This window comes from Streptococcus mitis (assembly GCF_008763935.1).
Classification (GTDB): domain Bacteria; phylum Bacillota; class Bacilli; order Lactobacillales; family Streptococcaceae; genus Streptococcus; species Streptococcus mitis_DB.
On sequence record NZ_VTQF01000002.1, the window covers coordinates 385988 to 412574 of the forward strand.

26 protein-coding genes, 2 tRNA genes, 1 pseudogene and 1 other annotated feature are annotated in these 26587 nt (G+C 39.5%); of the genes and pseudogenes, 24 read left to right on the top strand and 5 right to left on the bottom strand.

Annotated elements, in window-relative coordinates; translation table 11 throughout:
* Window positions 1-108: 108 nt before the first annotated feature.
* The 14 genes from F9B91_RS04675 to sufB all read left to right on the top strand — a co-directional run bounded on the left by F9B91_RS04675 (window position 109) and on the right by sufB (window position 12830).
* The gene (locus tag F9B91_RS04675) at window positions 109-1131 is read left to right on the top strand and encodes a branched-chain amino acid aminotransferase (protein WP_150922635.1); all 1023 of its coding nucleotides are present in this window, start codon (window positions 109-111) and stop codon (window positions 1129-1131) included.
* 22 nt (window positions 1132-1153) lie between these two features.
* Window positions 1154-3121, top strand: a complete 1968-nt coding sequence (locus F9B91_RS04680; protein ID WP_000837408.1) for a peptide ABC transporter substrate-binding protein — start codon at window positions 1154-1156, stop codon at window positions 3119-3121.
* 98 nt (window positions 3122-3219) lie between these two features.
* Window positions 3220-3450, top strand: a complete 231-nt coding sequence (locus tag F9B91_RS04685; RefSeq protein ID WP_000037113.1) for a DUF2969 domain-containing protein — start codon at window positions 3220-3222, stop codon at window positions 3448-3450.
* 49 nt (window positions 3451-3499) lie between these two features.
* Window positions 3500-3580 (top strand) — tRNA-Tyr (locus F9B91_RS04690).
* A gap of 9 nt (window positions 3581-3589) precedes the next feature.
* A tRNA-Gln gene (locus tag F9B91_RS04695) sits at window positions 3590-3661 on the top strand.
* A gap of 161 nt (window positions 3662-3822) precedes the next feature.
* Window positions 3823-5025, top strand: a complete 1203-nt coding sequence (gene rpsA, locus F9B91_RS04700; RefSeq protein ID WP_001001631.1) for a 30S ribosomal protein S1 — start codon at window positions 3823-3825, stop codon at window positions 5023-5025.
* Window positions 5026-5110: 85 nt separating this feature from the next.
* Complete coding sequence (locus F9B91_RS04705) at window positions 5111-5608, top strand: GAF domain-containing protein (protein WP_084930115.1); 498 nt, start codon at window positions 5111-5113, stop codon at window positions 5606-5608.
* Window positions 5608-7263 (top strand): DNA polymerase III subunit gamma/tau, encoded by a 1656-nt coding sequence (gene dnaX / locus F9B91_RS04710; RefSeq protein ID WP_150922636.1) that lies wholly within the window; start codon window positions 5608-5610, stop codon window positions 7261-7263. Before F9B91_RS04705 ends, dnaX begins: the two co-directional genes overlap by 1 nt.
* A gap of 27 nt (window positions 7264-7290) precedes the next feature.
* Window positions 7291-7485 carry a DUF3272 domain-containing protein gene (locus F9B91_RS04715; RefSeq protein ID WP_001081602.1) on the top strand — a complete coding sequence of 65 codons (195 nt, stop codon included), beginning with the start codon at window positions 7291-7293 and terminating at the stop codon, window positions 7483-7485.
* Between the two features lie 150 nt (window positions 7486-7635).
* Entirely contained in the window at window positions 7636-8406 is a 771-nt protein-coding gene (gene sufC, locus F9B91_RS04720) for a Fe-S cluster assembly ATPase SufC (protein ID WP_000114489.1), read from the top strand.
* 27 nt (window positions 8407-8433) lie between these two features.
* Window positions 8434-9696: a Fe-S cluster assembly protein SufD gene (sufD, locus tag F9B91_RS04725; protein ID WP_150922637.1), complete on the top strand. Its 1263-nt coding sequence runs from the start codon at window positions 8434-8436 to the stop codon at window positions 9694-9696.
* A gap of 10 nt (window positions 9697-9706) precedes the next feature.
* The gene (locus F9B91_RS04730) at window positions 9707-10933 is read left to right on the top strand and encodes a cysteine desulfurase (protein WP_150922638.1); all 1227 of its coding nucleotides are present in this window, start codon (window positions 9707-9709) and stop codon (window positions 10931-10933) included.
* Window positions 10920-11360: a Fe-S cluster assembly sulfur transfer protein SufU gene (gene sufU / locus F9B91_RS04735; protein ID WP_150922639.1), complete on the top strand. Its 441-nt coding sequence runs from the start codon at window positions 10920-10922 to the stop codon at window positions 11358-11360. The genes F9B91_RS04730 and sufU overlap by 14 nt, the downstream gene beginning before the upstream one ends.
* Before the next feature lie 57 nt (window positions 11361-11417).
* Window positions 11418-12830 carry a Fe-S cluster assembly protein SufB gene (sufB, locus tag F9B91_RS04740; RefSeq protein ID WP_000797054.1) on the top strand — a complete coding sequence of 471 codons (1413 nt, stop codon included), beginning with the start codon at window positions 11418-11420 and terminating at the stop codon, window positions 12828-12830.
* 84 nt (window positions 12831-12914) lie between these two features.
* Here the strand turns inward: sufB and pbp3 are convergent, their stop codons facing one another.
* Complete coding sequence (gene pbp3, locus F9B91_RS04745) at window positions 12915-14156, bottom strand: D-alanyl-D-alanine carboxypeptidase PBP3 (RefSeq protein ID WP_150922640.1); 1242 nt, start codon at window positions 14154-14156, stop codon at window positions 12915-12917.
* Window positions 14157-14258: 102 nt separating this feature from the next.
* Here pbp3 and F9B91_RS04750 point away from each other — a divergent pair, with 102 nt between their 5' ends.
* Both F9B91_RS04750 and tuf read left to right on the top strand, forming a co-directional pair.
* A complete protein-coding gene (locus tag F9B91_RS04750) occupies window positions 14259-15359 on the top strand; it encodes an AI-2E family transporter (protein ID WP_150922641.1) in 1101 nt (366 codons plus the stop codon).
* A 206-nt stretch (window positions 15360-15565) separates the two neighbouring features.
* A complete protein-coding gene (tuf, locus tag F9B91_RS04755) occupies window positions 15566-16762 on the top strand; it encodes an elongation factor Tu (protein ID WP_001040721.1) in 1197 nt (398 codons plus the stop codon).
* Between the two features lie 318 nt (window positions 16763-17080).
* Here tuf and F9B91_RS04760 read toward each other — a convergent pair whose 3' ends face one another.
* From F9B91_RS04760 to F9B91_RS04770, 3 genes are all read right to left on the bottom strand, one after another.
* Window positions 17081-17461, bottom strand: a complete 381-nt coding sequence (locus tag F9B91_RS04760; RefSeq protein WP_225306550.1) for a hypothetical protein — start codon at window positions 17459-17461, stop codon at window positions 17081-17083.
* Between the two features lie 535 nt (window positions 17462-17996).
* Window positions 17997-19079 carry a DEAD/DEAH box helicase gene (locus F9B91_RS04765; RefSeq protein WP_084888342.1) on the bottom strand — a complete coding sequence of 361 codons (1083 nt, stop codon included), beginning with the start codon at window positions 19077-19079 and terminating at the stop codon, window positions 17997-17999.
* Window positions 19076-20053: a Gfo/Idh/MocA family protein gene (locus F9B91_RS04770; protein ID WP_150922642.1), complete on the bottom strand. Its 978-nt coding sequence runs from the start codon at window positions 20051-20053 to the stop codon at window positions 19076-19078. Before F9B91_RS04770 ends, F9B91_RS04765 begins: the two co-directional genes overlap by 4 nt.
* 141 nt (window positions 20054-20194) lie before the next feature.
* On the opposite strand from F9B91_RS04770, the gene F9B91_RS04775 reads away from it, so the two are divergent.
* The 4 genes from F9B91_RS04775 to rpmA all read left to right on the top strand — a co-directional run bounded on the left by F9B91_RS04775 (window position 20195) and on the right by rpmA (window position 22066).
* A complete protein-coding gene (locus F9B91_RS04775; RefSeq protein WP_023947782.1) occupies window positions 20195-20899 on the top strand; it encodes a YoaK family protein in 705 nt (234 codons plus the stop codon).
* Window positions 20900-20957: 58 nt separating this feature from the next.
* Window positions 20958-21045, top strand: a sequence feature (ribosomal protein L21 leader region).
* A gap of 36 nt (window positions 21046-21081) precedes the next feature.
* On the top strand, window positions 21082-21396 hold the full coding sequence (gene rplU / locus F9B91_RS04780) for a 50S ribosomal protein L21 (RefSeq protein ID WP_000109141.1): 315 nt from the start codon (window positions 21082-21084) through the stop codon (window positions 21394-21396).
* Between the two features lie 15 nt (window positions 21397-21411).
* Window positions 21412-21756, top strand: a complete 345-nt coding sequence (locus F9B91_RS04785; RefSeq protein WP_000613699.1) for a ribosomal-processing cysteine protease Prp — start codon at window positions 21412-21414, stop codon at window positions 21754-21756.
* Window positions 21757-21772: 16 nt separating this feature from the next.
* Window positions 21773-22066 carry a 50S ribosomal protein L27 gene (gene rpmA / locus F9B91_RS04790; RefSeq protein WP_000916509.1) on the top strand — a complete coding sequence of 98 codons (294 nt, stop codon included), beginning with the start codon at window positions 21773-21775 and terminating at the stop codon, window positions 22064-22066.
* A 289-nt stretch (window positions 22067-22355) separates the two neighbouring features.
* On the opposite strand, the pseudogene F9B91_RS11435 reads toward rpmA, so the two are convergent.
* Window positions 22356-22430, bottom strand: a pseudogene (locus F9B91_RS11435) (AraC family transcriptional regulator); the annotation flags it as partial.
* Here F9B91_RS11435 and F9B91_RS04795 point away from each other — a divergent pair.
* Genes F9B91_RS04795 through cbpE form a run of 4 tightly spaced genes read left to right on the top strand, consistent with a single transcriptional unit; the run spans window position 22423 to window position 26552 of the window.
* Entirely contained in the window at window positions 22423-23331 is a 909-nt protein-coding gene (locus F9B91_RS04795) for a LysR family transcriptional regulator (protein ID WP_001025697.1), read from the top strand. The pseudogene F9B91_RS11435 and the gene F9B91_RS04795 sit on opposite strands and share 8 nt — an antisense overlap.
* The gene (lspA, locus tag F9B91_RS04800; RefSeq protein WP_000745686.1) at window positions 23328-23789 is read left to right on the top strand and encodes a signal peptidase II; all 462 of its coding nucleotides are present in this window, start codon (window positions 23328-23330) and stop codon (window positions 23787-23789) included. Before F9B91_RS04795 ends, lspA begins: the two co-directional genes overlap by 4 nt.
* Complete coding sequence (locus tag F9B91_RS04805; RefSeq protein WP_150922643.1) at window positions 23779-24666, top strand: RluA family pseudouridine synthase; 888 nt, start codon at window positions 23779-23781, stop codon at window positions 24664-24666. Before lspA ends, F9B91_RS04805 begins: the two co-directional genes overlap by 11 nt.
* 2 nt (window positions 24667-24668) lie before the next feature.
* Window positions 24669-26552: a phosphorylcholine esterase CbpE gene (gene cbpE, locus F9B91_RS04810; protein ID WP_060628486.1), complete on the top strand. Its 1884-nt coding sequence runs from the start codon at window positions 24669-24671 to the stop codon at window positions 26550-26552.
* Window positions 26553-26587: the final 35 nt, after the last annotated feature.

Below are 26587 nucleotides of genomic sequence, written 5' to 3' on the forward strand. Positions count from 1 at the left end.
CTGGTTCTTTTTATTGAAGAAATTTTCTGAAAATTACAAAATATACTTGCTATTTTAGAAAAAAAGTGTAGAATAAAAGAAATATGTTTTTAGAATAAGGAGTGGAATATGACAGTAACGATTGATTGGGAAAACCTTGGTTTTTCCTATATGAAATTACCTTATCGCTATATTGCTCATTTTAAAAATGGACAATGGGATCACGGAGAGCTTACAGAAGATGCAACCTTGCATATTTCAGAGTCTTCTCCAAGTCTTCACTATGGTCAACAAGCCTTTGAAGGTTTGAAAGCTTACCGTACTAAAGATGGTAGTATTCAACTTTTCCGTCCTGATGAAAATGCCAAACGTCTGCAACGTACTTGTGATCGTCTTTTGATGCCACAAGTTCCGACAGAAATGTTTGTAGAAGCTTGTAAGGCAGTTGTTCGTGCGAATGAAGAATATGTACCTCCATACGGAACAGGTGGAACCCTTTATCTTCGTCCTCTTTTGATTGGAGTAGGAGATATTATCGGAGTAAAACCAGCAGAGGAATACATTTTCACCATCTTTGCTATGCCAGTTGGAAATTACTTTAAGGGTGGTTTGGTCCCAACCAATTTCTTGATTCAGGATGAATACGACCGTGCCGCTCCAAATGGTACAGGTGCGGCTAAGGTTGGTGGGAACTATGCTGCCAGTCTCTTGCCAGGAAAATTGGCCAAGTCACGTCATTTCTCAGATGTTATCTATCTAGACCCATCAACTCATACAAAGATTGAAGAAGTCGGATCAGCTAACTTCTTTGGAATTACAGCTGATAATGAATTTGTAACACCATTGAGTCCATCTATCTTGCCATCTATTACCAAGTATTCTTTGCTTTATTTGGCAGAACATCGCTTGGGCTTAACTCCTATTGAGGGGGATGTCCCGATTGATAACCTTGACCGTTTTGTAGAGGCAGGTGCCTGTGGTACAGCAGCGGTTATTTCTCCAATTGGAGGTATTCAACACGGTGATGATTTCCATGTATTCTATAGTGAAACAGAAGTAGGCCCTGTGACTCGTAAACTCTATGATGAATTGACAGGAATTCAGTTTGGCGATATTGAAGCGCCAGAAGGTTGGATTGTAAAAGTAGATTAAAATAAACTAAAGGAGATTTTTTATGAAATCGAAAAAGTGGCTCTTAACAGCAGGAGTAGTCCTGAGTACAACAGCTCTTTTAGTGGCTTGTGGAAAAGCTGACAAAGAAGCAGATGCACCGACAACATTTTCATATGTCTATGCAGTAGATCCGGCATCTTTGGATTATAGTATAGCGACTCGTACATCTACAACAGATGTCATCGGGAACGTGGTTGATGGATTGATGGAAAATGACCAATACGGAAATGTTATTCCTTCCTTGGCTGAAGATTGGTCTGTCTCAAAAGATGGTTTGACTTATACTTATAAACTTCGTAAAGGAGTTAAATGGTACACTTCAGAAGGTGAAGAATACGCAGAAGTAACAGCCCATGACTTTGTAACAGGATTGAAACACGTAGCTGACGGTAAGTCAGACGGTGTCTCTCTCATCCAAAATTCAATTAAGGGCTTGGATGCCTACATGACTGGTGAGACCAATGATTTCTCTACAGTTGGTGTCAAGGCCTTGGACGATTACACAGTTGAATATACCCTAAACAAACCAGAAAGCTTCTGGAACTCTAAAGTCACCACAGCGACGATGTTGCCTGTAAATGAAGAGTTTTTGAAGGCATCAGGTAAAGATTATGGAGCAGTTACTCCAGCAGGGATTCTCTACAATGGTCCTTATATCCTGAAGACCTTGACGTCTAAATCGTTGATCGAATACGAGAAAAACCCAAACTACTGGGATAAAGAAAAGGTAAAAATCGAGAAGATCAAATTGACTTACTACGATGGTTCTGATCAGGAATCGTTGATTCGTAGTTTCTCTTCTGGTGCCTATACGACAGCCCGTCTCTTCCCAAGTAGCTCAAACTTTGCTTCTACTTTGGAACAATACGGAGATAAAATAACTTATAGCCCACAGGACTCAAGTAGTTATTACTTCACCTTTAACGTAAATCGTCAGTCATACAATAAAACTGCGAAAACAAGTGAAGAACAAAAGACTTCTACAAAAGAAGCTATGCTTAATAAGGACTTCCGTCAGGCTATCAACTTTGCCTTCAACCGCCATTCTTATGCTGCCCAGCTAAATGGTGAAGACGGTGCGGACAAGATTATTCGTAACAGCCTCGTTCCTGACAACTTTGTACAAGCAGGTGGTAAAAACTTTGGTCAAATCGCTCAAGCAGAGTTGGTGAACTATGGTGACCAATGGAAAGGTGTTGAGCTAGTTGACGGTAAGGATTCTATCTACAACCCTGACAAGGCTAAAGCAGCATTTGAAAAAGCTAAGAAAGACTTGGAATCTAAAGGGGTAACATTCCCAATTCATTTGGATGTCCCAGTTGAACAAACAGATACCATCGCCGTTCAACAAAGCAACTCTTTCAAACAGTCAATCGAATCAACTCTTGGTGCTGAAAATGTTGTCATCGACGTTCTTCAAATGACAGATAATGAAAAGGAAACAATCACTTCTCAAGCGCGTGTTCCTTCTCAAAAAGATTATGATTTGAACAGTACAGGATGGGCTCCAAGCTATCAAGACCCAGCATCTTACTTGAATATCATGGATCCTAAATCAGGTTCTGCTATGAAACACCTTGGTATTACTAAAGGGAAAGATAAGGATGTTGTAGCTAAACTTGGTTTGGACCAATATAAGAAATTATTGGATGATGCAGATTCAGAAACTACAAATCTTGAAGAACGCTATGAAAAATATGCCAAGGCTCAAGCTTGGTTGACAGATAGTTCATTATTGATGCCAACAGCCTCATCTGGTGGTTCTCCAGTTGTAAGTAATGTCGTACCATTCTCAAAACCATACTCACAAGTTGGTATTAAAGGTGACCCATATATCTTTAAAGGAATGAAATTGCAAAAAGATATCGTTACAACAAAAGAATATGAAGAAGCACTGAAAAAATGGCAAAAAGAAAAATTGGAATCAAACGGTAAGTACCAAAAAGAACTAGAAAAACACATTAAATAAAGCAGAAAACTCTATATCAGACTTGGAATGATATAGAGTTTTTTCTTGCTAGTTTTAGGATTTTCTTGTAAAATAGAAAAAGTGAAGAGAGGTATGAAATGAGTAAGAAAGATAAAAAAATTGAAATTCAAGTAGCAGATGCCAAGGTTAATGTAGGAAAAGACAGTTTTGAAGGTTATACCTTGACCATTGGTAAAAAAGTTATCGGAGAAATTGCCGAATTAGACGGACAATTTGCCATCATAAAGAATGGAAATGTCGATAGTTTTTATAAAAAATTGGAAAAAGCTGTGGAAATTTTGATTGAAAATTATAATTTAGCAAAATAAGTCTTGTTTTTTTGAAATTTTCATGATATAATAGTCCATGTTGATTGTAGGAGAGATAGCGAAGAGGCTAAACGCGGCGGACTGTAAATCCGCTCCTTCGGGTTCGGGGGTTCGAATCCCTCTCTCTCCATTTCATCAATGGGGTATAGCCAAGCGGTAAGGCAAGGGACTTTGACTCCCTCATGCGTTGGTTCGAATCCAGCTACCCCAGTTCTTAGGTAATGATCAAGATAAAAAGCAAAATATCTTAGGGTATTTTATTTTTATAATTGAAAGACGTGAACGATATGAACATGTCCTTGCGGGTGCTTAGGAAAAAAATTATAAGTATGTCAAGTTTAAGAAAAACTTGATTGTTGGAGGATTTTTTAGATGAACGAATTTGAAGATTTGCTAAATAGCGTTAGCCAAGTTGAGACTGGTGATGTTGTTAGTGCTGAAGTATTGACAGTTGATGCGACTCAAGCTAACGTTGCAATCTCTGGAACTGGTGTTGAAGGTGTCTTGACTCTTCGCGAATTGACAAACGATCGCGATGCAGATATCAATGACTTTGTTAAAGTAGGAGAAGTATTGGATGTTCTTGTACTTCGTCAAGTAGTTGGTAAAGATACTGATACAGTTACATACCTTGTATCTAAAAAACGCCTTGAAGCTCGCAAAGCATGGGACAAACTTGTTGGTCGCGAAGAAGAAGTTGTTACTGTTAAAGGAACTCGTGCCGTTAAAGGTGGACTTTCAGTAGAATTTGAAGGTGTTCGTGGATTTATCCCAGCTTCAATGTTGGATACTCGTTTCGTACGTAACACTGAGCGTTTTGTAGGTCAAGAATTTGATGCTAAAATCAAAGAAGTTGATGCTAAAGAAAACCGCTTCATCCTTTCACGTCGTGAAGTTGTTGAAGCAGCTACAGCAGCAGCTCGCGCTGAAGTATTCGGTAAATTGGCTGTTGGTGATGTAGTAACTGGTAAAGTTGCACGTATCACAAGCTTCGGTGCTTTCATCGACCTTGGTGGTGTTGACGGATTGGTTCACTTGACTGAATTGTCACATGAACGTAATGTATCACCAAAATCAGTTGTAACTGTTGGTGAAGAAATTGAAGTGAAAATCCTTGATCTTAACGAAGAAGAAGGACGTGTATCACTTTCACTTAAAGCAACAACACCTGGACCATGGGATGGCGTTGAGCAAAAATTGGCTAAAGGTGATGTAGTAGAAGGAACAGTTAAACGTTTGACTGACTTCGGTGCATTTGTTGAAGTATTGCCAGGTATCGATGGACTTGTTCACGTATCACAAATTTCACACAAACGTATTGAAAATCCAAAAGAAGCTCTTAAAGTTGGTCAAGAAGTTCAAGTTAAAGTTCTTGAAGTTAACGCAGATGCAGAGCGCGTATCACTTTCTATCAAAGCTCTTGAAGAGCGTCCAGCTCAAGAAGAAGGACAAAAAGAAGAAAAACGTGCTGCTCGTCCACGTCGTCCAAAACGTCAAGAAAAACGTGATTTCGAACTTCCAGAAACACAAACAGGATTCTCAATGGCTGACTTGTTCGGTGATATCGAACTTTAATCAAATTGAAAATTCACAAAATCCTTTGTTTACTAAACAAGGGATTTTTCTTTTGTCTGTAAGCCTTTTTTGATATAATAGTCCTATGTTAGAATCAGAAAAAAAATCACGTTATCAAATGTTAAATGAGGAGCTCTCTTTTTTATTGGAAGGCGAAAACAATGTTTTGGCTAATCTTTCCAACGCCAGTGCTCTTTTAAAATCGCACTTTCCTAATACTGTATTTGCAGGCTTTTATTTATTCGATGGAAAGGAATTGGTTTTAGGTCCCTTCCAAGGAGGCGTTTCCTGCATCCGTATTGCACTAGGCAAAGGTGTTTGTGGGGAGGCAGCCTACTTTCAGGAAACTGTTCTGGTTGGTGATGTAACAACTTATCCCAACTATATTTCTTGTGATAGTCGAGCTAAAAGTGAAATTGTTGTCCCAATGATAAAGAATGGTCAACTACTTGGAGTTCTGGATCTGGATTCTTCAAAGGTTGATGATTATGATGCTATGGATCGAGATTATTTGGAACAATTTGTCGCTATTTTGCTTGAAATGACAGAATGGGACTTTACAATGTTTGAGGAGAAAGCCTAATGTATCAAGCACTTTATCGAAAATATAGAAGTCAAAACTTCTCCCAGTTGGTTGGACAGGAAGTTGTGGCTAAGACCCTTAAACAAGCAGTAGAGCAAGAGAAAATAAGTCATGCCTATCTTTTTTCTGGTCCACGTGGAACGGGAAAAACCAGTGTAGCCAAGATTTTTGCCAAAGCTATGAACTGTCCAAATCAAGTGGGTGGTGAACCTTGTAATAACTGCTATATTTGTCAAGCAGTGACAGATGGTAGTTTAGAAGATGTCATTGAAATGGATGCGGCCTCTAATAATGGGGTGGATGAAATTCGCGAAATTCGTGATAAATCTACCTACGCTCCTAGTCTTGCCCGTTATAAGGTTTACATCATAGATGAGGTTCACATGCTGTCTACAGGAGCTTTTAATGCCCTCCTAAAGACGCTGGAAGAGCCAACACAGAATGTGGTCTTTATTTTGGCAACTACTGAATTGCACAAGATTCCTGCCACTATTTTATCCCGTGTGCAACGTTTTGAATTTAAATCGATTAAGACACAGGATATTAAGGAACATATCCGCTATATCTTAGAAAAAGAAAATATCAGTTCTGAACCAGAGGCTGTGGAAATCATTGCCAGACGGGCTGAAGGTGGAATGCGAGATGCCTTGTCTATTTTGGATCAAGCCCTGAGTTTGACACAGGGAAACGAGTTGACGACTGCCATCTCTGAAGAAATTACTGGTACCATTAGTCTATCAGCCTTGGATGATTATGTGTCTGCCTTGTCTCAACAGGATGTTCCAAAGTCCCTAGCGTGTTTAAATCTTCTCTTTGACAATGGTAAGAGCATGACTCGTTTTGTGACCGACCTTTTGCACTATTTAAGAGATTTATTAATTGTTCAAACAGGTGGAGAAAATACTCATCATAGTCCAGTCTTTGTTGAGAATTTAGCTCTTCCTCAAGAAAATTTGTTTGAAATGATTCGCTTGGCGACAGTTAGTTTAGCAGATATTAAGTCTAGTTTGCAGCCCAAGATTTATGCTGAGATGATGACTATCCGCTTGGCAGAGATTAAGCCTGAACCAGCTCTTTCTGGGGCAGTTGAACATGAAATTGCTGCGTTGAGACAGGAAGTTGCGCGTCTTAAGCAAGAACTAGCAAATGTAGGAACTGTAGCTAAGCCAACAAATCCAGCTCCTAGTCGTCCAACAGCAGGCAAAACAGTCTATCGTGTGGATCGCAATAAAGTTCAATCGATCTTACAAGAGGCCGTTGAAAATCCTGATTTAGCACGTCAAAATCTGATTCGTCTACAGAATGCCTGGGGAGAGGTGATTGAAAGTCTTGGAGGTCCTGATAAGGCTCTGCTAGTTGGTTCTCAACCGGTTGCGGCCAATGAACACCATGCTATTCTTGCTTTTGAATCTAACTTCAATGCTGGTCAAACCATGAAACGAGACAATCTCAACACCATGTTTGGAAATATACTCAGTCAGGCAGCAGGTTTTTCACCTGAGATTTTAGCTATTTCCATGGAGGAATGGAAAGAAGTTCGCGCAGCCTTTTCAGCCAAAGCCAAATCTTCTCAAACTGAAAAAGAAGCAGAAGAAAGTCTGATTCCAGAAGGATTTGAATTTTTGGCTGATAAAGTGAAGGTAGAGGAAGACTAAAGAAAGATTTCATGATACAATAAGTTTATGAATAGACAACAATTTATTATCATCGCGCTGTTTACAGCTGCTGAGACCTATTTTTTCAATGAAGCTTGGATGACTGGTCGTTATATTATGGCAGCCTTTTGGGCCATTTTGCTCTTTAGAAATTTCCGAGTAAGTTACTTGATGGGCAAGATTGTAGATGTCATTGACCAGCATTTAAAAGGAAAAGACTAGTCTTCAGCTTCTAGACAAAATCAAAGCCTTTTAGGCTTTTTTTTGTTATACTATAAAAGTATATTTATTGACCTTTTACCGTATTTTCTAGGGAAATCAAGTATGTTTCTAGTAAGTACTGTAAAGGCCTTGAAAAAGAAAGGAACTATCATGTCAGTATTAGAGATTAAAGATCTTCACGTTGAGATTGAAGGAAAAGAAATTTTAAAAGGGGTTAACCTGACCCTGAAAACAGGAGAAATCGCTGCTATCATGGGGCCAAATGGTACTGGTAAATCAACTCTTTCAGCCGCTATCATGGGAAATCCAAACTATGAGGTTACCAAAGGTGAAGTCTTGTTTGACGGCGTAAACATCCTTGAATTGGAAGTTGACGAGCGTGCGCGTATGGGACTTTTCCTTGCTATGCAATACCCATCAGAAATTCCTGGTATTACTAACGCTGAGTTTCTTCGTGCAGCCATGAATGCTGGTAAAGAAGATGATGAGAAGATTTCAGTTCGCGAGTTCATCACTAAGCTAGATGAAAAAATGGAATTGCTTAATATGAAAGAAGAAATGGCTGAGCGTTACCTCAACGAAGGCTTCTCTGGTGGTGAGAAAAAACGTAATGAAATTCTTCAACTTTTGATGTTGGAACCAACATTTGCCCTTTTGGATGAGATTGACTCTGGTCTTGATATTGATGCCCTTAAAGTTGTTTCTAAAGGTGTTAATGCTATGCGTGGTGAAGGCTTTGGTGCTATGATTATCACTCACTACCAACGTCTTTTGAACTATATCACACCAGACGTGGTACACGTGATGATGGAAGGTCGTGTTGTCCTTTCTGGTGGTCCAGAATTGGCTGCGCGTTTGGAACGTGAAGGATACGCAAAACTAGCTGAAGAACTTGGCTACGACTACAAGGAAGAATTGTAATTCCCTCGTGTCTTTTAGGAGAAGTAAATGACTAAAGAAAATATTAAACTTTTTTCAGAAATGCACGCTGAACCAAGCTGGTTGGCTGATCTCCGTCAAAAAGCTTTTGACAAGATTGAGACTTTGGAATTACCAGTTATTGAGCGTGTCAAATTCCACCGTTGGAATCTGGGTGATGGAACGATTACAGAAAGTGAGCCATCAGCAAATGTTCCAGATTTCACTGCACTAGATAATCACTTGAAGTTGGTGCAAGTAGGAACTCAAACTGTTTTTGAGCAAACTCCAGTTGAGTTAGCTGAACAAGGTGTTGTCTTCACAGATTTCCATTCAGCTTTAGAAGAAATTCCAGAGCTGATCGAAGAATTCTTCATGTCATCTGTTAAGTATGACGATGACAAGTTGGCAGCCTACCATACAGCTTATTTCAATAGTGGTGCTGTTCTCTATATTCCTGATAACGTGGAAATTGCTGAACCAATCGAAGGAATTTTCTATCAAGACAGCGATAGCGATGTGCCGTTTAACAAGCATATTATGATTATCGCTGGTAAAAATTCTAAGATTAGTTATTTGGAACGTTTGGAATCTCGCGGTGAGGGGAGTGCCAAAGCAACTGCTAATATCACAGTAGAAGTAATTGCACATTCTGGTGCGCAAGTGAAATTTGCAGCTATTGATCGTCTAGGTGAAAACGTCACTGCCTACATTAGCCGTCGTGGTAAATTAGGCAACGATGCAAGCATTGACTGGGCGATTGGTGTCATGAACGAAGGAAACGTCGTTGCTGACTTTGATAGTGACCTGATTGGAAATGGTAGCCATGCTGACCTTAAAGTTGTAGCTCTTTCAAGTGGCCGTCAGGTACAAGGGATTGATACCCGAGTAACTAACTATGGTTGCAACTCAATCGGAAATATCCTACAACATGGGGTTATTCTTGAAAAAGCAACCTTGACCTTCAATGGTATTGGCCACATTATCAAGGGTGCCAAGGGAGCAGATGCGCAACAAGAAAGCCGTGTTCTTATGCTTTCAGACCAAGCGCGTTCAGATGCCAATCCAATTCTTTTGATTGATGAAAATGACGTAACTGCAGGACACGCGGCTTCTATCGGTCAGGTAGATCCAGAGGATATGTATTACCTCATGAGCCGTGGTTTGGATAAGGCAACTGCAGAACGCTTGGTTGTCCGTGGTTTCCTTGGCTCCGTTATCGTTGAGATTCCAGTCAAGGAAGTTCGTGATGAAATGATTGCAACTATCGAAGAAAAATTGTCAAAACGCTAAGGGGTAGCCTATGTTAGATGTAGAAGTGATTCGCAAGGATTTTCCAATTTTAGACCAGATTGTTAATGATGAACCATTGGTTTATTTGGACAATGCTGCGACGACACAAAAACCACTAGCAGTTCTGGAGACGATTAACCGCTACTATGAGCTCGACAATGCCAATGTTCACCGTGGGGTTCATACCTTGGCTGAGCGAGCAACAGCTTCTTATGAGGCGGCTCGTGAAACCATTCGTATGTTTATCAATGCAGGGTCTACAAAGGAAGTTCTCTTTACCAGAGGAACGACAACCAGTCTGAACTGGGTGGCGCGCTTTGCAGAGGAAGTCTTGGCTGAGGGAGACCAGGTCTTGATTTCAGTCATGGAACACCATTCCAACATCATTCCTTGGCAGGAAGCCTGCCGCAAGACTGGAGCTGAGCTTGTCTATGTCTATCTTAAGAATGGAGCTCTGGATATGGATGATTTGCGAGCTAAATTGACTGATAGAGTCAAGTTTGTCTCCCTTGCTCACGCCTCAAATGTTCTGGGTGTGGTCAATCCAATCAAAGAAATTACTCAATTAGCTCATCAAGTTGGAGCCATTATGGTGGTGGATGGTGCTCAATCTACGCCTCATATGAAGATTGATGTTCAGGACTTGGATGTGGACTTCTTTGCCTTTTCAGGTCACAAGATGGCTGGTCCGACTGGAATCGGTGTTCTTTACGGCAAAGAAAAGTATCTAGAACAAATGTCACCAGTTGAATTCGGTGGTGAGATGATTGATTTCGTCTATGAGCAATCTGCTAGTTGGAAGGAATTGCCTTGGAAATTCGAGGCTGGAACTCCTAACATGGCAGGTGCTATCGGACTAGCTACTGCAATAGATTATCTTGAAAAGATTGGTATGGATGCGATTGAAGCTCATGAACAGGAATTAATCTCATACGTCTTTCCAAAACTGCAGGCGATTGAAGGACTGACCATTTATGGTTCACAGGACTTGGCTCAACGTTCAGGTGTTATTGCCTTTAATCTAGGCGACCTTCATCCTCACGACCTTGCGACTGCTTTGGATTATGAAGGAGTGGCTGTTCGAGCAGGTCACCATTGTGCGCAACCCTTGCTTCAGTATTTGGATGTCCCAGCAACAGCTCGCGCAAGTTTTTATATCTACAATACCAAGGCAGATTGCGACAAGCTAGTCGATGCCTTACAAAAGACAAAGGAGTTTTTCAATGGCACTTTCTAAACTAGATAGCCTTTATATGGCAGTGGTAGCGGACCATTCGAAAAATCCACATCACCAAGGGAAGTTAGAAGACGCTGAACAAATCAGTCTCAACAATCCAACCTGTGGTGATGTCATCAATCTCTCTGTCAAGTTTGATGCAGAGGATCGCTTGGAGGATATCGCTTTTCTAAACTCAGGCTGTACCATCTCAACTGCCTCTGCTAGTATGATGACGGACGCAGTTTTAGGAAAAACCAAACAAGAAATTTTAGAACTTGCGACTATTTTTTCAGAAATGGTTCAAGGGCAAAAAGATGGACGCCAAGACCAACTTGGTGACGCAGCCTTCTTGTCAGGTGTTGCCAAATTCCCTCAAAGAATCAAGTGTGCAACTCTAGCCTGGAATGCCCTGAAGAAAACAATTGAAAATCAAGAAAATCAGTAAGACAAGTTTCTTTTGTCTTATGAATCAGTAGAAATGAAGAATGAAAGAAAGGATATTATGGCTGAAGAAAGAGTAGAACCAAAACCAATTGACCTTGGTGAATATAAATTTGGTTTCCATGATGATGTAGAGCCTGTCCTATCGACAGGAAAAGGATTGAATGAAGATGTCATTCGTGAATTATCAGCTGCAAAGGGAGAACCTGAGTGGATGTTAGAATTCCGTTTGAAGTCTTATGAAACCTTCAAAAAAATGCCCATGCAAACCTGGGGAGCAGACTTGTCAGAGATTGACTTTGATGACTTGATCTACTACCAAAAACCTTCTGATAAACCTGCCCGTTCTTGGGATGAAGTTCCTGAAAAAATCAAAGAAACCTTTGAACGTATTGGGATTCCGGAAGCTGAGCGTGCCTATCTAGCAGGTGCCTCTGCCCAGTATGAGTCAGAAGTAGTTTACCATAACATGAAGGAAGAGTTCCAAAAATTGGGTATTATCTTTACAGATACAGATTCTGCCCTCAAGGAATACCCAGACTTGTTTAAACAATACTTTGCCAAGCTGGTACCGCCGACTGATAACAAGTTGGCAGCTCTTAACTCAGCAGTGTGGTCAGGTGGAACCTTTATCTACGTACCGAAAGGGGTCAAGGTAGACATTCCGCTTCAAACTTATTTCCGTATCAACAATGAAAATACAGGTCAATTTGAACGTACCTTGATTATCGTTGATGAGGGAGCAAGTGTCCACTACGTAGAGGGCTGTACTGCGCCTACTTATTCAAGTAACAGTTTGCACGCTGCCATCGTAGAAATTTTTGCCTTGGATGGAGCTTACATGCGCTATACAACCATCCAAAACTGGTCTGATAATGTCTATAACTTGGTAACAAAGCGTGCTAAGGCTCAAAAGGATGCCACTGTTGAGTGGATTGATGGAAACTTGGGTGCCAAAACAACCATGAAATATCCATCTGTTTATCTTGATGGAGAAGGAGCGCGTGGTACAATGCTCTCTATTGCCTTTGCCAATGCAGGGCAACATCAAGACACAGGAGCTAAGATGATTCATAACGCACCACATACCAGCTCTTCTATCGTATCTAAATCCATCGCTAAAGGCGGAGGAAAGGTTGACTACCGTGGACAAGTAACCTTTAACAAGAACTCTAAGAAATCTGTTTCTCACATTGAGTGTGATACCATTATCATGGATGACTTATCAGCATCAGATACTATTCCATTTAATGAAATTCATAATTCGCAAGTAGCTTTGGAACACGAAGCCAAGGTTTCTAAGATTTCAGAAGAACAGCTCTATTACCTCATGAGCCGTGGATTGTCAGAATCTGAGGCAACTGAGATGATTGTTATGGGATTTGTAGAACCCTTTACAAAAGAGCTTCCAATGGAGTATGCTGTTGAGCTGAACCGCTTGATTAGCTACGAAATGGAAGGATCAGTTGGGTAAAACTTGATTTTAGATTTACCCAAAACCAAGAACTTTGAAGATGAACTTCTAACAAAAAATCGCGGTTTAAATCGCGATTTTTTGTTAGAATTTTTCGTTGATAAATCGGATAAACTGATTCCACCAAACTTTTAAGAAGAAAGCTTTTTCAACTTTCTTTTCTGCTACCATTTCGAAACTAGGGCGTTCTGTGGTAATGTAACCTTGACCAATCAAATCATTGTCTTCATAAGTCAAATGTCCAACCACTGTTCCGGCTTCAAGTGGTGCTGGGATTGCTTTAGAATCAGGTGTGAATTGAACAGATTGGGAAGATTGACTTCCAACACGTTCAATTAAAGAGATATCATCTTTGGCAACGGCAGTGACCGTATCTTCTTTTCCATCTTGTACAGGAGCTTTGCTATCTTGGTAGGCATCCCCTTTTTGAACGATTTTGCGAAGTGTGAATGTAGAAGAAATATAATCCATTAGTGAAGATGTAGCTGTAAAACGAGCGTAAGGATTATTATCTTGATGCTCTGCATTTAAAACAACTGTGATAACCCTCATCCCTTTTTCGACAGTAGTACCCACAAAAGATTCACCAGCTTTGTCTGTTGTTCCTGTCTTGAGTCCGTCAAAACCACCTCGATGAGCAGGCATGCCTTCTAACATATAGTTAGTAGAAGTGATTGTCATTCCAGCAAAAGTAGAAGACGGTTTTTTGGTGATTTCCAAGACTTGTGGGTACTTTTTGATGAGGTTACGAGCAACGATAGCAACATCATAAGCACTGAGCTTGTTTTCATCATCTTTTTTAGAGCCTGGGTAAATGTTATCCCCAAGAGTCTCATTGTTCAGACCAGTTGTATTGACAACAGTAGCATCCTGAATTCCCCATTCCAAGAGTTTTGCTCGCATCATATCAACAAAGTCCTTTTCTGAGCCAGCAATTTTCTCAGCTAGGGCAATAGCTGCACTGTTAGCACTAGATACTAGGGTTGCTTCAAGTAGTTGTTCGACGGTATAATTACGAGCTTCCATAGGAACATTACTTGCTTCGGAATTTGTCGTTAATCTGTAAGGATAATCAGAAATATCTACCGGAGTTGATAGTGTAATACTGCCGTTTTCCAAGGCTTCATAGACAAGATAGACCGTAATCAATTTTGTGATTGAAGCGATTTCAACTGGTTGGGTTGCATCTTTCTCATAGAGAATTTTACCAGTATTCGCCTCAACAGCAATTGCATGTTTAGCAGCAATATTAAAATCTTGAGCATCAACAGTAGATGCTGCCCCAATAACGGAAAGGCTTAGGAGAGTTAAAATTATTTTTTTCATAGTAAGTTTATTCTATCATAAAGAAAAAAATATTCCCAGTTTCATGATATAAGAAAGAAGCTTTTTTGAAAGTGTGGTAAAATAGATGAATGGAGGTACCTCATGTTTCGTAAGAATAAATTATTTTTTTGGACCAGTGAGATTTTACTATTAACCATTATCTTTTATTTATGGAGAGAGATGGGAGCGATTATTACACCTTTTGTAAGCGTTGCAAACACTATAATGATTCCCTTTCTTTTAGGTGGCTTTTTATATTATTTGACCAATCCTATTGTAAATTTTTTACAAAAGTATTTCAAAATTAACCGTATCATTGGTATTCTACTAACCTTGTGCGCCTTGGTTTGGGGGCTAGTTATTGGGGTAGTCTATCTCTTACCGATTTTGATTAATCAGCTGACAAGTTTGATTGCAACAAGTCATAGTCGTTTGCAAGATTTGATTGTGGATTTATCTACTTATCCAGCCTTTCAAAATTTAGATATTCAAGCGACGATTCAACAGTTAAATCTCTCCTATGTAGATATTCTACAGAATATCCTAAATAGTGTAACGAATAGTGTTGGAAGTGTCCTATCTGCGCTCTTTAGTACTGTTTTGATTATTATCATGACCCCTGTATTTTTAATTTATTTTTTGTTAGATGGTCACAAGTTCTTGCCGATGCTTGAACGTACTGTTTTAAAGCGAGACAAGTTGCATATTACAGGTCTTTTAAAAAATTTGAATACTACAATTGCTCGATATATTAGTGGAGTTGCTATTGATGCGATTATTATTGGTTGTTTGGCCTTTATCGGATATAGCGTAATCGGTTTGAAATACGCTTTGGTCTTCGCTATCTTTTCAGGATTAGCCAATCTCATTCCTTATGTAGGCCCAAGTATTGGTTTGATTCCGATGATTATCGCTAATGTCTTTACTGATCCTCATAGAATGCTGATTGCAGTTGTTTATATGCTGATTATTCAACAAGTGGATGGAAATATTCTTTACCCTCGAATCGTTGGTGGTGTGATGAAGGTTCATCCAATTACGATTTTAGTATTACTTTTGTTATCAAGTAATATCTATGGTGTCATTGGTATGATTGTCGCAGTACCAACCTATTCTATCTTAAAAGAAATTTCTAAGTTTTTATCACGCTTGTATGAAAATCATAAAATAATGAAAGAACGAGAAAGAGAATTAGCTAAGTAAAAGTCAGGAAATTCCTGATTTTTCTTTTTCATTAAAGAAGTGATAGGAGTAGAATTACCGTTTAGATTAGCAGATTAAGAATAATTCACAAAAACTTTGTAAAACACTTGCAATTTAGCTGAAATTTGATAAAATAGTAAGGAAAGTTAGACTGTATTGCCTACTGTCTATCTATAAAATATATTTTATTGGAGGCTTTTACTCAAATGGCAAAAGAAAAATACGATCGTAGTAAACCACACGTTAACATTGGTACTATCGGACACGTTGACCACGGTAAAACTACTTTGACAGCAGCTATCACAACTGTTTTGGCACGTCGCTTGCCTTCAGCTGTTAACCAACCTAAAGACTATGCGTCTATCGATGCTGCTCCAGAAGAACGCGAACGTGGTATCACAATCAACACTGCGCACGTTGAGTACGAAACTGAAAAACGTCACTACGCTCACATCGACGCTCCAGGACACGCGGACTACGTTAAAAACATGATCACTGGTGCCGCTCAAATGGACGGAGCTATCCTTGTAGTAGCTTCAACTGACGGACCAATGCCACAAACTCGTGAGCACATCCTTCTTTCACGTCAGGTTGGTGTTAAACACCTTATCGTCTTCATGAACAAAGTTGACTTGGTTGACGACGAAGAATTGCTTGAATTGGTTGAAATGGAAATCCGTGACCTATTGTCAGAATACGACTTCCCAGGTGATGATCTTCCAGTTATCCAAGGTTCAGCTCTTAAAGCCCTTGAAGGTGACACTAAATACGAAGACATCGTTATGGAATTGATGAACACAGTTGATGAGTACATCCCAGAACCAGAACGTGACACTGACAAACCATTGCTTCTTCCAGTCGAAGACGTATTCTCAATCACTGGACGTGGTACAGTTGCTTCAGGACGTATCGACCGTGGTATCGTTAAAGTCAACGACGAAATCGAAATCGTTGGTATCAAAGAAGAAACTCAAAAAGCAGTTGTTACTGGTGTTGAAATGTTCCGTAAACAACTTGACGAAGGTCTTGCCGGAGATAACGTAGGTGTACTTCTTCGTGGTGTTCAACGTGACGAAATCGAACGTGGACAAGTTATCGCTAAACCAGGTTCAATCAACCCACACACTAAATTCAAAGGTGAAGTTTACATCCTTACTAAAGAAGAAGGTGGACGTCACACTCCATTCTTCAACAACTACCGTCCACAATTCTACTTCCGTACTACTGACGTTACAGGTTCAATCGAACTTCCAGCAGGTACTGAAATGGTAATGCCTGGTGATAACGTGACAATCGACGTTGAGTTGATCCACCCAATCGCCGTAGAACAAGGTACTACATTCTCTATCCGTGAGGGTGGACGTACTGTTGGTTCAGGTATGGTTACAGAAATCGAAGCTTAATTCGATTTAGTTCCCAGAAGAACAATTATTTAAGTCAGACACTAAAAGAATCTTGCTTTGCAAGGTTCTTTTTTTAAAAAAATAAAAAGATAGACCTGATAAAGTCCAGATCCATCTAATAAGTTATTTTCAAGTGACTAGTTCGCTCCAAACACTAACATTCGATATAGTAGAGGTTTCACCAGCTGGAACCCATTTGTTAGTTCCTAAGTATCTAACTTCTAGTTTACGAACATTTACTATGTAAGATGCTTTTAGCCTGATGTAACCATAAGTGTAGGGTGGTACGTTATGGGATACTGAGTGATTTAAACTAAGTCAAAATCCAGACTCAGGAGCAGAAAAGCTAACAGCTGCACTTAAAGTTAGGGTAGCTCCAGCTTTTCCACCATAAGCAGTTGAACTTAGAAATCCTGATGTAGCGCTGCTCTTATAAGAGTGAGAGGAGCTAGTTCTATAGTCTGCAACACCAGTTGCATTAGAACGAGTCTGATACGTAGATTTAGACTCTAAATAGGCGTCTCTAAGTTCAGTCGTATAAAATGACAATAACTCTCCTGTGTTGATATCTTTTACAACACGATTAGATACAATTTCATAATTTGTGCAAGGATAGACATCAGCAAAAACCGTAGATGTTGTGATTAAGAAAAATAGATTTGATAGAACAGAGAAAAACAATAATTTCAATTTAATCATAAAAAAATGTCTATTCTTCATGATCAAAAGATTATTTTTTCAATCCTTTGAAAGTCATAATGCAACCCGAAAGGATACTGAGAGTTCCTATAGGTCTCCAATATAGCTGCCAAAAGAATAAATTTATTCTTCCTTTCAGTGTCTCATCGGGTCCAGCATAATAGGGGTTGATGTGAAATAATAAAAAACCAAAACATAAAACTATGATTCCGGTTAAGAATAAAATGTCCTTATTTACTTTCCTCATAAAATCTCCTTTTATTTAATTTTAAGCGTTTTCTATTATTAGTATACGTCAAAAAAATAAAAAAACAAGTCTATTTATTTATTAATTTATATGGTATAATAAAATAGTTGGAGAGTTTTTTTACTACGAATCTTATGTAGTTTTACAAAAAAGAGGCTAGATAAAAACTCAATTTTAGGAGAAAATGAAGTAAAATTTCCCACAATAAAACGCATAATATCAAGGTTCAATACCTGATATTATGCGTTTTTGATTTTAAAGACTTTTTGCCCAGCCTCAATGAGGGCTTTATTTTACATAGAGTTCTTGATTTTTTAGGACAATTTCTCGTACACTTGCAAACTTCTTAAGTTTTTTAAGTTCTTCTTGATGAGTGACGAGAGTGATAACATAACCTTCCTTGCCCATACGGCCAGTACGGCCAGCACGGTGAGTGTAGGTTTCAATATCTCTAGGAACATCAAAGTTTACGACACATTCTAGGCTATCGATATCAATTCCACGTGCCAGAAGGTCAGTTGCAAGAAGCAGAGTTAGTTGCTTGTCCTTGAATTTCTCTAAAATGACTTTTCTGAACTTGACGTTGACATCACTAGCTAGAGAAACAGCTAGGATATCACGATACTGTAATTTTTCCTCTGCACTTCCAAGGTCTGATAGGCTGTTAAAAAAGACCAGACCGCGGAAATCTTCTACATGAGCCAGTTTTCGTAGCATATCCACTCGGTGACGTTGATCTACCTGCATGTAGAAGTGTTGGATGTTGTCCAATTTTTGGTCAGAAAGATCAATGGTACGTGTGTTAGGAGCAATCTTTTCTTGGTCAAACTTGGTCGTCGCACTCATGTAGACGAGTTGGTGGTCACGCGGTGCGTAGTGAGTGATTTTCTCGACAAAGCGAATCTGAGAATCATCTAGCAATTGGTCGAATTCATCCAGGATGATGGTTTCCACATTCATCATCTTGATTTTTTTCAATTTAATTAGTTCAAAGATACGGCCAGGGGTTCCAATTAGAATTTCTGGTCCTTTTTTTAGGCGTTCAATCTGGCGTTTCTGACTCGAACCTGATAAGAAGAGTTGGGCAGTTAAGCCGATAGCTTCAGCCCACGTTTTACATACATCAAAAATCTGTCCAGCAAGCTCAGTATTTGGTGCTAGAATCAAGAGTTGTTGGGCTTTTTTCTTTTGTAGTCTGAGAAGACTTGGTAGAAGGTAAGCTAGGGTCTTACCAGTTCCTGTTGGGCTCACTCCTAGGAGGTTTTCTCCAGCAAGAAGGGGCTCAAATAGTTGGGTTTGAATGGGAGTGAATTCTTGGAAACCGAGTTGGTCACTCAGTTCTTGCCATTCAGTCGGTAGTTTGTTTTTCATTTTTCTGCCTCAAATCTAATGCCAGCAGTCTGGCGCATAGTATATAGTAGCTCATGAACTGAACTTGCATCTTCCAGCCAAGTTTGGTAGAGATTCAGATCTGGTTGCTGGATCATGTGTGCAAATGCAGCAACTTCCTCAGTCATCGTATGAGGAGCCTGTTGGATAGGGAGTTGGACTTGATTGCCTTGATGGTCGGTAAAAATAGCCGAGCGAACATGCTCAATTGAGTTGAGCGTCAGGGTTCCATCTGTCGTATAAATCTCGCAAGGGAGATTGGAAGTGATGTTTTTCCCGGCCTTGATATGAACTTGAAAGTCTGGGTAGAAGAGGATACCATCACCATTTAGGTCAATGCTATTGTTAAGCTGTTGAGCCTGATAGGTTGCATCCTTAGCTTTTCCAAAGAGACGAACGGTAGCGTAGAGGGGATAAATCCCCAAGTCCATAAGGGACCCACCGGCAAAACGGTCTGAAAAGACATTTGGTGTCTGACCAGCCAACAAGTCCGGCATCTTGGAAGAGTATTTGGCATAATTGAAATCAGCTCCTAAGATTTGCTTGTCTGCTAAAAAGTTTTTAATAGTAGTGAAAGCTTTTTCATGATAATTACGAGCTGCTTCAAAGATAAAACAATTATTTTTCTCAGCTATATGAATCAAATCCAGCCATTCTTGTGGCTGAGTGACAGCTGGCTTTTCAAGAATAACATGTTTACCAGCAGACAAGGCAGATTGTGCCTGAGCAAAATGTAAGGAGTTTGGACTGGCAATATAGACTACATCAAAAGAGCTCTTGAAGAAGTCCTCTAATTGATCAAAGAGTTGGATATCCTGATAGCGAGAAGCAAAGGTTGCCGCAGTTTCTAGTTTTCTAGAATAGACTGCGACCAGCTGGTATTCTCCGCTGGTATGGGCTGCTTCTATGAAGTGGTGGCTGATAGCCCCTGTTCCGATGACACCTAATTTAAGCATAGTTACTCCTTTTCCAATTTCAAATCCTTCTTTCATTATAACATAGATAGACGGGACTATCCAACAGAGGGGAAAAAATTTCAAATAAGCTACTAGGTCTTTTCCAAAGAAAGTGGTACAATAATGAGATGAGTAAATGAAATGGGAGGGAAAATGAGGTTATTACCTATAAGAAAAATATCACGTCAGTCTAAGAGGCTAGCGCTTTTTTTGACTTTTTGTGCAGGATATGTAGATGCCTATACTTTTATTGTGCGAGGGAATACTCTTGTAGCTGGACAAACTGGGAATGTCGTCTTTCTTTCAGTAGAATTAATTCAAAATAATGTTTCAGATGTTAGGGACAAGGTTCTCACATTGCTAGCTTTTATGATGGGGGTCTTTTTATTAACTGTTTATAAGGAAAAATTGAGAATTGTGAAAAAGCCAATTTTGTCATTGCTTCCTTTAGCAATCTTATCAATCATTATTGGTTTTGTACCGCAGACTGTAGATAATATCTATCTAGTACCGCCCTTGGCCTTCTGTATGGGATTGGTGACGACTGCTTTTGGAGAAGTGTCGGGTATTGCCTATAATAACGCTTTTATGACAGGGAATATCAAACGGACCATGCTGGCTTTTGGAGATTATTTCCGAACCAAGCACACACCTTTTTTGCGTGAAGGATTCATATTTGTTAGCCTGCTTAGTAGTTTTGTCCTTGGCGTTGTCTTTTCAGCCTATTTGACGATTTTCTATCATGAAAAGACCATTCTTGGTGTTCCTATTATGATGAGTATTTTTTACCTCAGCATGCTTTTTGCCTCTTGGCAGAAAAAAGTAAAAGAAAAAGCTTCATTTTAGGTGTTATTACTTGTAAGAAAATAGGAGATATGCTATACTTGAAGAGTTGACTATGCACGATCCTGTGCAACCGCACGAACATCGTTGCTTGACTATTCAAGTTTAAGTGGTTTGTCCCACGATGCTAGGCGAGTCTTCACAAAAAAATCGGGGAAACCCATAAAAATCATAGGAGGTGCATAATGAGCACATACGCAATTATCAAAACTGGCGGAAAACAAGTTAAAGTTGAAGTTGGTCAAGCAGTTTACGTTGAAAAATTGAACGTTGAAGCTGGTCAAGAAGTGACTTTTAACGAAGTTGTTCTTGTTGGTGGTGAAAACACTGTTGTCGGAACTCCACTTGTTGCTGGAGCTACTGTAGTTGGAACTGTTGAAAAACAAGGAAAACAAAAGAAAGTTGTTACTTACAAGTACAAACCTAAAAAAGGTAGCCACCGTAAACAAGGTCACCGTCAACCATATACAAAAGTTGTCATCAACGCAATCAACGCTTAATTTTAAGGAGAACACATGATACAGGCAGTCTTTGAGAGAGCCGAAGATGGCGAGCTGAGGAGTGCGGAAATTACTGGACACGCCGAGAGTGGCGAATACGGCTTAGATGTCGTGTGTGCATCGGTTTCTACGCTTGCCATTAACTTTATCAATTCTATTGAGAAATTTGCAGGCTATGAACCAATCCTAGAATTAAACGAAGATGAAGGTGGCTATCTGATGGTTGAAATTCCAAAAGATCTTCCTTCACACCAGAGAGAAATGACCCAGTTATTCTTTGAATCATTTTTCTTAGGTATGGCAAACTTATCGGAGAACTCTTCTGAGTTCGTCCAAACCAGAGTTATCACAGAAAACTAACACGGAGGAAAACATTATGTTAAAAATGACTCTTAACAACTTGCAACTTTTCGCCCACAAAAAAGGTGGAGGTTCTACATCAAACGGACGTGATTCACAAGCAAAACGTCTTGGAGCTAAAGCAGCTGACGGACAAACAGTAACAGGTGGATCAATCCTTTACCGTCAACGTGGTACACACATTTACCCAGGTGTGAACGTTGGACGTGGTGGAGACGATACTTTGTTCGCTAAAGTTGAAGGCGTAGTACGCTTTGAACGTAAAGGACGCGATAAAAAACAAGTTTCTGTTTACCCAATCGCAAAATAAAAAGGTCCAGTGAACCTTTTTATTCCGAGCCTTGAAATCTAAAGGCGAGGAAGCTAGAAGTAGCATTAAATAAGGCTTTCCGAGTTTTCGGAGAGCCTCTTTTTTTGGTTTGATACTCATTTTGCTACCCATATTATGGGAATTGAATTTGCATCATATTATAAACGGTAAATCAACAAGATTTGCTGTTTTTATTTGTTTGAAATAAAATGAGGACTGAAAAAAGATATCATTCTAATTCTTGTATTGGGGTATTAGAGTATTCGCTTAGACTTGAAAATTTCCAGACTTTTTTCCTTTTTGGAAAACTTCTAAAATATGGTATAATGAAAAGATAAAGAAGTTGGGGGTAGAAGATGAACATTCAACAATTACGCTATGTTGTGGCTATTGCGAATAGCGGTACTTTTCGTGAAGCTGCTGAAAAGATGTATGTTAGTCAGCCGAGTCTGTCTATTTCTGTTCGTGATTTGGAAAAAGAGTTGGGCTTTAAGATTTTCCGTCGGACCAGCTCAGGGACTTTCTTGACTCGTCGTGGTATGGAATTTTATGAAAAAGCGCAAGAATTGGTTAAAGGATTTGATATTTTTCAAAATCAGTATGCCAATCCTGAGGAAGAAAAGGATGAATTTTCCATTGCTAGTCAGCACTATGACTTCTTGCCACCAACCATTACGGCCTTTTCAGAGCGCTATCCTGATTATAAGAACTTTCGTATTTTTGAATCAACTACTGTTCAAATTTTAGATGAAGTAGCGCAAGGGCATAGTGAGATTGGGATTATCTACCTCAACAATCAAAATAAAAAAGGTATTATGCAACGGGTTGAAAAGCTAGGTCTGGAGGTCATTGAATTGATTTCCTTCCATACCCACATTTATCTCCGCGAGGGGCATCCTTTGGCTCAGAAAGAGGAATTGGTTATGGAGGATTTAGCTGATCTACCAACGGTTCGTTTCACTCAAGAGAAAGATGAGTACCTTTATTATTCAGAGAACTTTGTTGATACCAGTGCGAGCTCGCAGATGTTCAATGTGACAGACCGTGCTACTTTGAATGGTATTTTGGAGCGGACGGACGCTTATGCAACAGGTTCCGGATTTTTAGATAGTGACAGTGTCAATGGGATTACAGTCATTCGTCTCAAGGATAACCTAGATAATCGCATGGTCTATGTTAAACGTGAAGAAGTGGAGCTGAGTCAAGCTGGGACTCTCTTTGTAGAAGTCATGCAAGAATATTTTAATCAGAAGAGGAAATCATGAAAAAAAGAGGAATAGTGGCAGTCATTGTACTACTTTTGATTGGGCTTGATCAGTTGGTAAAATCCTATATCGTCCAGCAGATTCCACTGGGTGAAGTACGCTCTTGGATTCCCAATTTCGTTAGTTTGACCTACCTGCAAAATCGAGGTGCAGCCTTTTCTATCTTACAAGATCAGCAGTTGTTATTCGCTGTCATTACCCTGGTTGTCGTGGTAGGTGCCATTTGGTATCTACATAAACACATGGAGGACTCATTCTGGATGGTCTTGGGTTTGACCTTGATTATCGCAGGTGGTCTTGGAAACTTTATTGACAGGGTAAGTCAGGGCTTTGTTGTGGATATGTTTCACTTGGACTTTATCAATTTTGCAATTTTCAATGTTGCAGATAGCTATTTGACTGTTGGAGTGATTATTTTATTAATTGCAATGCTAAAAGAGGAAATAAATGGAAATTAAAATTGAAACTGGTGGCCTGCGTTTGGATAAGGCTTTGTCGGATTTGACAGAATTATCACGCAGTCTCGCGAATGAAAAAATCAAATCAGGACAGGTCTTGGTCAATGGGCAAGTCAAGAAAGCTAAATACACAGTTCAAGAAGGCGATGTCGTCACTTACCATCTGCCAGAACCAGAGGTTTTAGAGTATGTAGCTGAGAATCTTCCGCTAGAAATCATCTACCAAGATGAGGATGTGGCCGTCGTTAACAAACCTCAGGGGATGGTTGTGCATCCGAGTGCTGGTCATACTAGTGGAACTCTGGTAAATGCCCTTATGTATCATATTAAGGACTTGTCGGGTATCAATGGGGTTCTGCGTCCAGGAATTGTTCACCGTATTGATAAGGATACGTCAGGTCTTCTCATGATTGCTAAAAACGATGAGGCGCATCTAGCACTTGCCCAAGAACTTAAGGATAAAAAGTCTCTCCGCAAATATTGGGCGATTGTTCATGGAAATTTGCCTAATGATCGTGGTGTGATTGAAGCGCCGATTGGCCGTAGTGAAAAAGACCGTAAGAAACAGGCTGTGACTGCTAAAGGGAAGCCTGCAGTGACCCATTTCCACGTTTTGGAACGCTTTGGTGATTATAGCTTAGTGGAGTTGCAACTGGAGACAGGGCGCACTCATCAAATCCGTGTTCACATGGCTTATATCGGCCATCCAGTCGCTGGTGATGAAGTCTATGGTCCTCGCAAGACTTTGAAAGGACATGGACAATTTCTTCATGCCAAGACTCTAGGTTTTACTCATCCGAGAACAGGTGAGACCTTGGAATTTACAGCAGATATCCCAGAGATTTTTAAGAAAACATTGGAGAGATTGAGAAAGTAAGAATGAAAAAGAAATTAACTAGTTTAGCACTTGCAGGCGCTTTTTTAGGTTTGTCATGGTATGGAAATGTTCAAGCTCAAGAAAGTTCAGGAAATAAAATCCACTTTATCAATGTTCAAGAAGGTGGCAGTGATGCAATCATTCTTGAAAGTAATGGACATTTTGCCATGGTGGATACAGGAGAAGATTATGATTTCCCAGATGGAAGTGATTCTCGTTACCCATGGAGAGAAGGAATTGAAACGTCTTATAAGCATGTTCTGACAGACCGTGTCTTTCGTCGTTTGAAGGAATTGGGTGTCCAAAAACTTGATTTTATTTTAGTGACCCATACCCACAGTGATCATATTGGAAATGTTGATGAATTACTTTCTACCTACCCAGTTGACCGAGTCTATCTTAAAAAATATAGTGATAATCGTATTACTAATTCTGAACGTCTATGGGATAATCTGTATGGCTATGATAAGGTTTTACAGACTGCCGCTGAAAAAGGTGTTTCAGTTATTCAAAATATCACACAAGGGGATGCTCATTTTCAGTTTGGAGACATGGATATTCAACTCTATAACTATGAAAATGAAACTGATTCATCAGGTGAATTAAAGAAAATTTGGGATGACAATTCCAATTCCTTGATTAGCGTGGTGAAAGTCAATGGTAAGAAAATTTACCTTGGGGGCGACTTAGATAATGTTCATGGAGCAGAAGACAAGTATGGTCCTCTCATTGGAAAAGTTGATTTGATGAAGTTTAACCATCACCGTGATACCAATAAATCAAACACCAAGGATTTCATTAAACATTTGAGTCCGAGTTTGATTGTTCAAACCTCGGATAGTTTACCTTGGAAAAATGGTGTTGATAGTGAGTATGTTAATTGGCTCAAAGAACGAGGAATTGAGAGAATCAACGCAGCCAGCAAAGACTATGATGCAACAGTTTTTGATATTCGACAAGATGGTTTAGTAAACATTTCAACTTCCTACAAGCCGATTCCAAGTTTTCAAGATGGTTGGCATAAGAGTGCATATGGGAATTGGTGGTATCAAGCACCTGATTCTACAGGAGAGTATGCAGTAGGTTGGAATGAAATCGAAGGTGAATGGTATTACTTTAACCAAACGGGTATCTTGTTACAGAATCAATGGAAAAAATGGAACAATCATTGGTTCTATTTGACAGACTCTGGTGCTTCTGCTAAAAATTGGAAGAAAATTGATGGAATCTGGTATTATTTCAACAAAGAAAATCAGATGGAAATTGGTTGGGTAAATACTGGAAGTCAGAACTATTATTTATCAAACGATGGCTCTATGAAGACAGGTTGGCTTCAATATAAGGGGCAATGGTATTACTTTGCTCAATCAGGAGAAATGAAAACGGGTTGGGTAAAAGATAAAGAAACCTGGTACTATATGGATTCTACTGGTATCATGAAGACAGGCGAGATAGAAGTTGCTGGTCATCATTACTATCTAGAAGATTCAGGAGCTATGAAGCAAGGTTGGCTTAAAAAGGCAAATGCTTGGTATTTCTACAAGGAAGATGGTTCACGAGCTGTTGGTTGGATTAAAAACAAGGATAAATGGTACTTCTTGAAAGAAAATGGTCAATTGCTTGTGAACGGTAAGACACCAGAAGGCTATACTGTTGATTCAAGTGGTGCCTGGTTAGTGGATGTTCCGGTCGAGAAATCTGTTACAACTAAAGTCACAAGTCATTCAGAAATAAAAGAATCCAAAGAAGTAGTGAAAAAAGATCTTGAAAGTAAAGAAATTAGACAGAATGAAGGTGTTACAAGCGCTTCAACTAGTCAAGATTTGACTTCTTCAACTTCACAAAGCTCTGAGACGAGTACAAATAAATCGGAATCAGAACAGTAGTAAAAAAGAAGGTTTTAGGGCCTTCTTTTTCCTAT

What these genes read in the sequence shown, in the direction of transcription:
- F9B91_RS04675 (WP_150922635.1), top strand. Translation starts at nt 109, where the DNA reads ATGACAGTAACGATTGATTGGGAAAACCTTGGTTTTTCCTATATGAAA.
- F9B91_RS04680 (WP_000837408.1), top strand. Translation starts at nt 1,154, where the DNA reads ATGAAATCGAAAAAGTGGCTCTTAACAGCAGGAGTAGTCCTGAGTACA.
- F9B91_RS04685 (WP_000037113.1), top strand. Translation starts at nt 3,220, where the DNA reads ATGAGTAAGAAAGATAAAAAAATTGAAATTCAAGTAGCAGATGCCAAG.
- rpsA (WP_001001631.1), top strand. Translation starts at nt 3,823, where the DNA reads ATGAACGAATTTGAAGATTTGCTAAATAGCGTTAGCCAAGTTGAGACT.
- F9B91_RS04705 (WP_084930115.1), top strand. Translation starts at nt 5,111, where the DNA reads ATGTTAGAATCAGAAAAAAAATCACGTTATCAAATGTTAAATGAGGAG.
- dnaX (WP_150922636.1), top strand. Translation starts at nt 5,608, where the DNA reads ATGTATCAAGCACTTTATCGAAAATATAGAAGTCAAAACTTCTCCCAG.
- F9B91_RS04715 (WP_001081602.1), top strand. Translation starts at nt 7,291, where the DNA reads ATGAATAGACAACAATTTATTATCATCGCGCTGTTTACAGCTGCTGAG.
- sufC (WP_000114489.1), top strand. Translation starts at nt 7,636, where the DNA reads ATGTCAGTATTAGAGATTAAAGATCTTCACGTTGAGATTGAAGGAAAA.
- sufD (WP_150922637.1), top strand. Translation starts at nt 8,434, where the DNA reads ATGACTAAAGAAAATATTAAACTTTTTTCAGAAATGCACGCTGAACCA.
- F9B91_RS04730 (WP_150922638.1), top strand. Translation starts at nt 9,707, where the DNA reads ATGTTAGATGTAGAAGTGATTCGCAAGGATTTTCCAATTTTAGACCAG.
- sufU (WP_150922639.1), top strand. Translation starts at nt 10,920, where the DNA reads ATGGCACTTTCTAAACTAGATAGCCTTTATATGGCAGTGGTAGCGGAC.
- sufB (WP_000797054.1), top strand. Translation starts at nt 11,418, where the DNA reads ATGGCTGAAGAAAGAGTAGAACCAAAACCAATTGACCTTGGTGAATAT.
- pbp3 (WP_150922640.1), bottom strand. Translation starts at nt 14,156, where the DNA reads ATGAAAAAAATAATTTTAACTCTCCTAAGCCTTTCCGTTATTGGGGCA.
- F9B91_RS04750 (WP_150922641.1), top strand. Translation starts at nt 14,259, where the DNA reads ATGTTTCGTAAGAATAAATTATTTTTTTGGACCAGTGAGATTTTACTA.
- tuf (WP_001040721.1), top strand. Translation starts at nt 15,566, where the DNA reads ATGGCAAAAGAAAAATACGATCGTAGTAAACCACACGTTAACATTGGT.
- F9B91_RS04760 (WP_225306550.1), bottom strand. Translation starts at nt 17,461, where the DNA reads ATGATTAAATTGAAATTATTGTTTTTCTCTGTTCTATCAAATCTATTT.
- F9B91_RS04765 (WP_084888342.1), bottom strand. Translation starts at nt 19,079, where the DNA reads ATGAAAAACAAACTACCGACTGAATGGCAAGAACTGAGTGACCAACTC.
- F9B91_RS04770 (WP_150922642.1), bottom strand. Translation starts at nt 20,053, where the DNA reads ATGCTTAAATTAGGTGTCATCGGAACAGGGGCTATCAGCCACCACTTC.
- F9B91_RS04775 (WP_023947782.1), top strand. Translation starts at nt 20,195, where the DNA reads ATGGGAGGGAAAATGAGGTTATTACCTATAAGAAAAATATCACGTCAG.
- rplU (WP_000109141.1), top strand. Translation starts at nt 21,082, where the DNA reads ATGAGCACATACGCAATTATCAAAACTGGCGGAAAACAAGTTAAAGTT.
- F9B91_RS04785 (WP_000613699.1), top strand. Translation starts at nt 21,412, where the DNA reads ATGATACAGGCAGTCTTTGAGAGAGCCGAAGATGGCGAGCTGAGGAGT.
- rpmA (WP_000916509.1), top strand. Translation starts at nt 21,773, where the DNA reads ATGTTAAAAATGACTCTTAACAACTTGCAACTTTTCGCCCACAAAAAA.
- F9B91_RS04795 (WP_001025697.1), top strand. Translation starts at nt 22,423, where the DNA reads ATGAACATTCAACAATTACGCTATGTTGTGGCTATTGCGAATAGCGGT.
- lspA (WP_000745686.1), top strand. Translation starts at nt 23,328, where the DNA reads ATGAAAAAAAGAGGAATAGTGGCAGTCATTGTACTACTTTTGATTGGG.
- F9B91_RS04805 (WP_150922643.1), top strand. Translation starts at nt 23,779, where the DNA reads ATGGAAATTAAAATTGAAACTGGTGGCCTGCGTTTGGATAAGGCTTTG.
- cbpE (WP_060628486.1), top strand. Translation starts at nt 24,669, where the DNA reads ATGAAAAAGAAATTAACTAGTTTAGCACTTGCAGGCGCTTTTTTAGGT.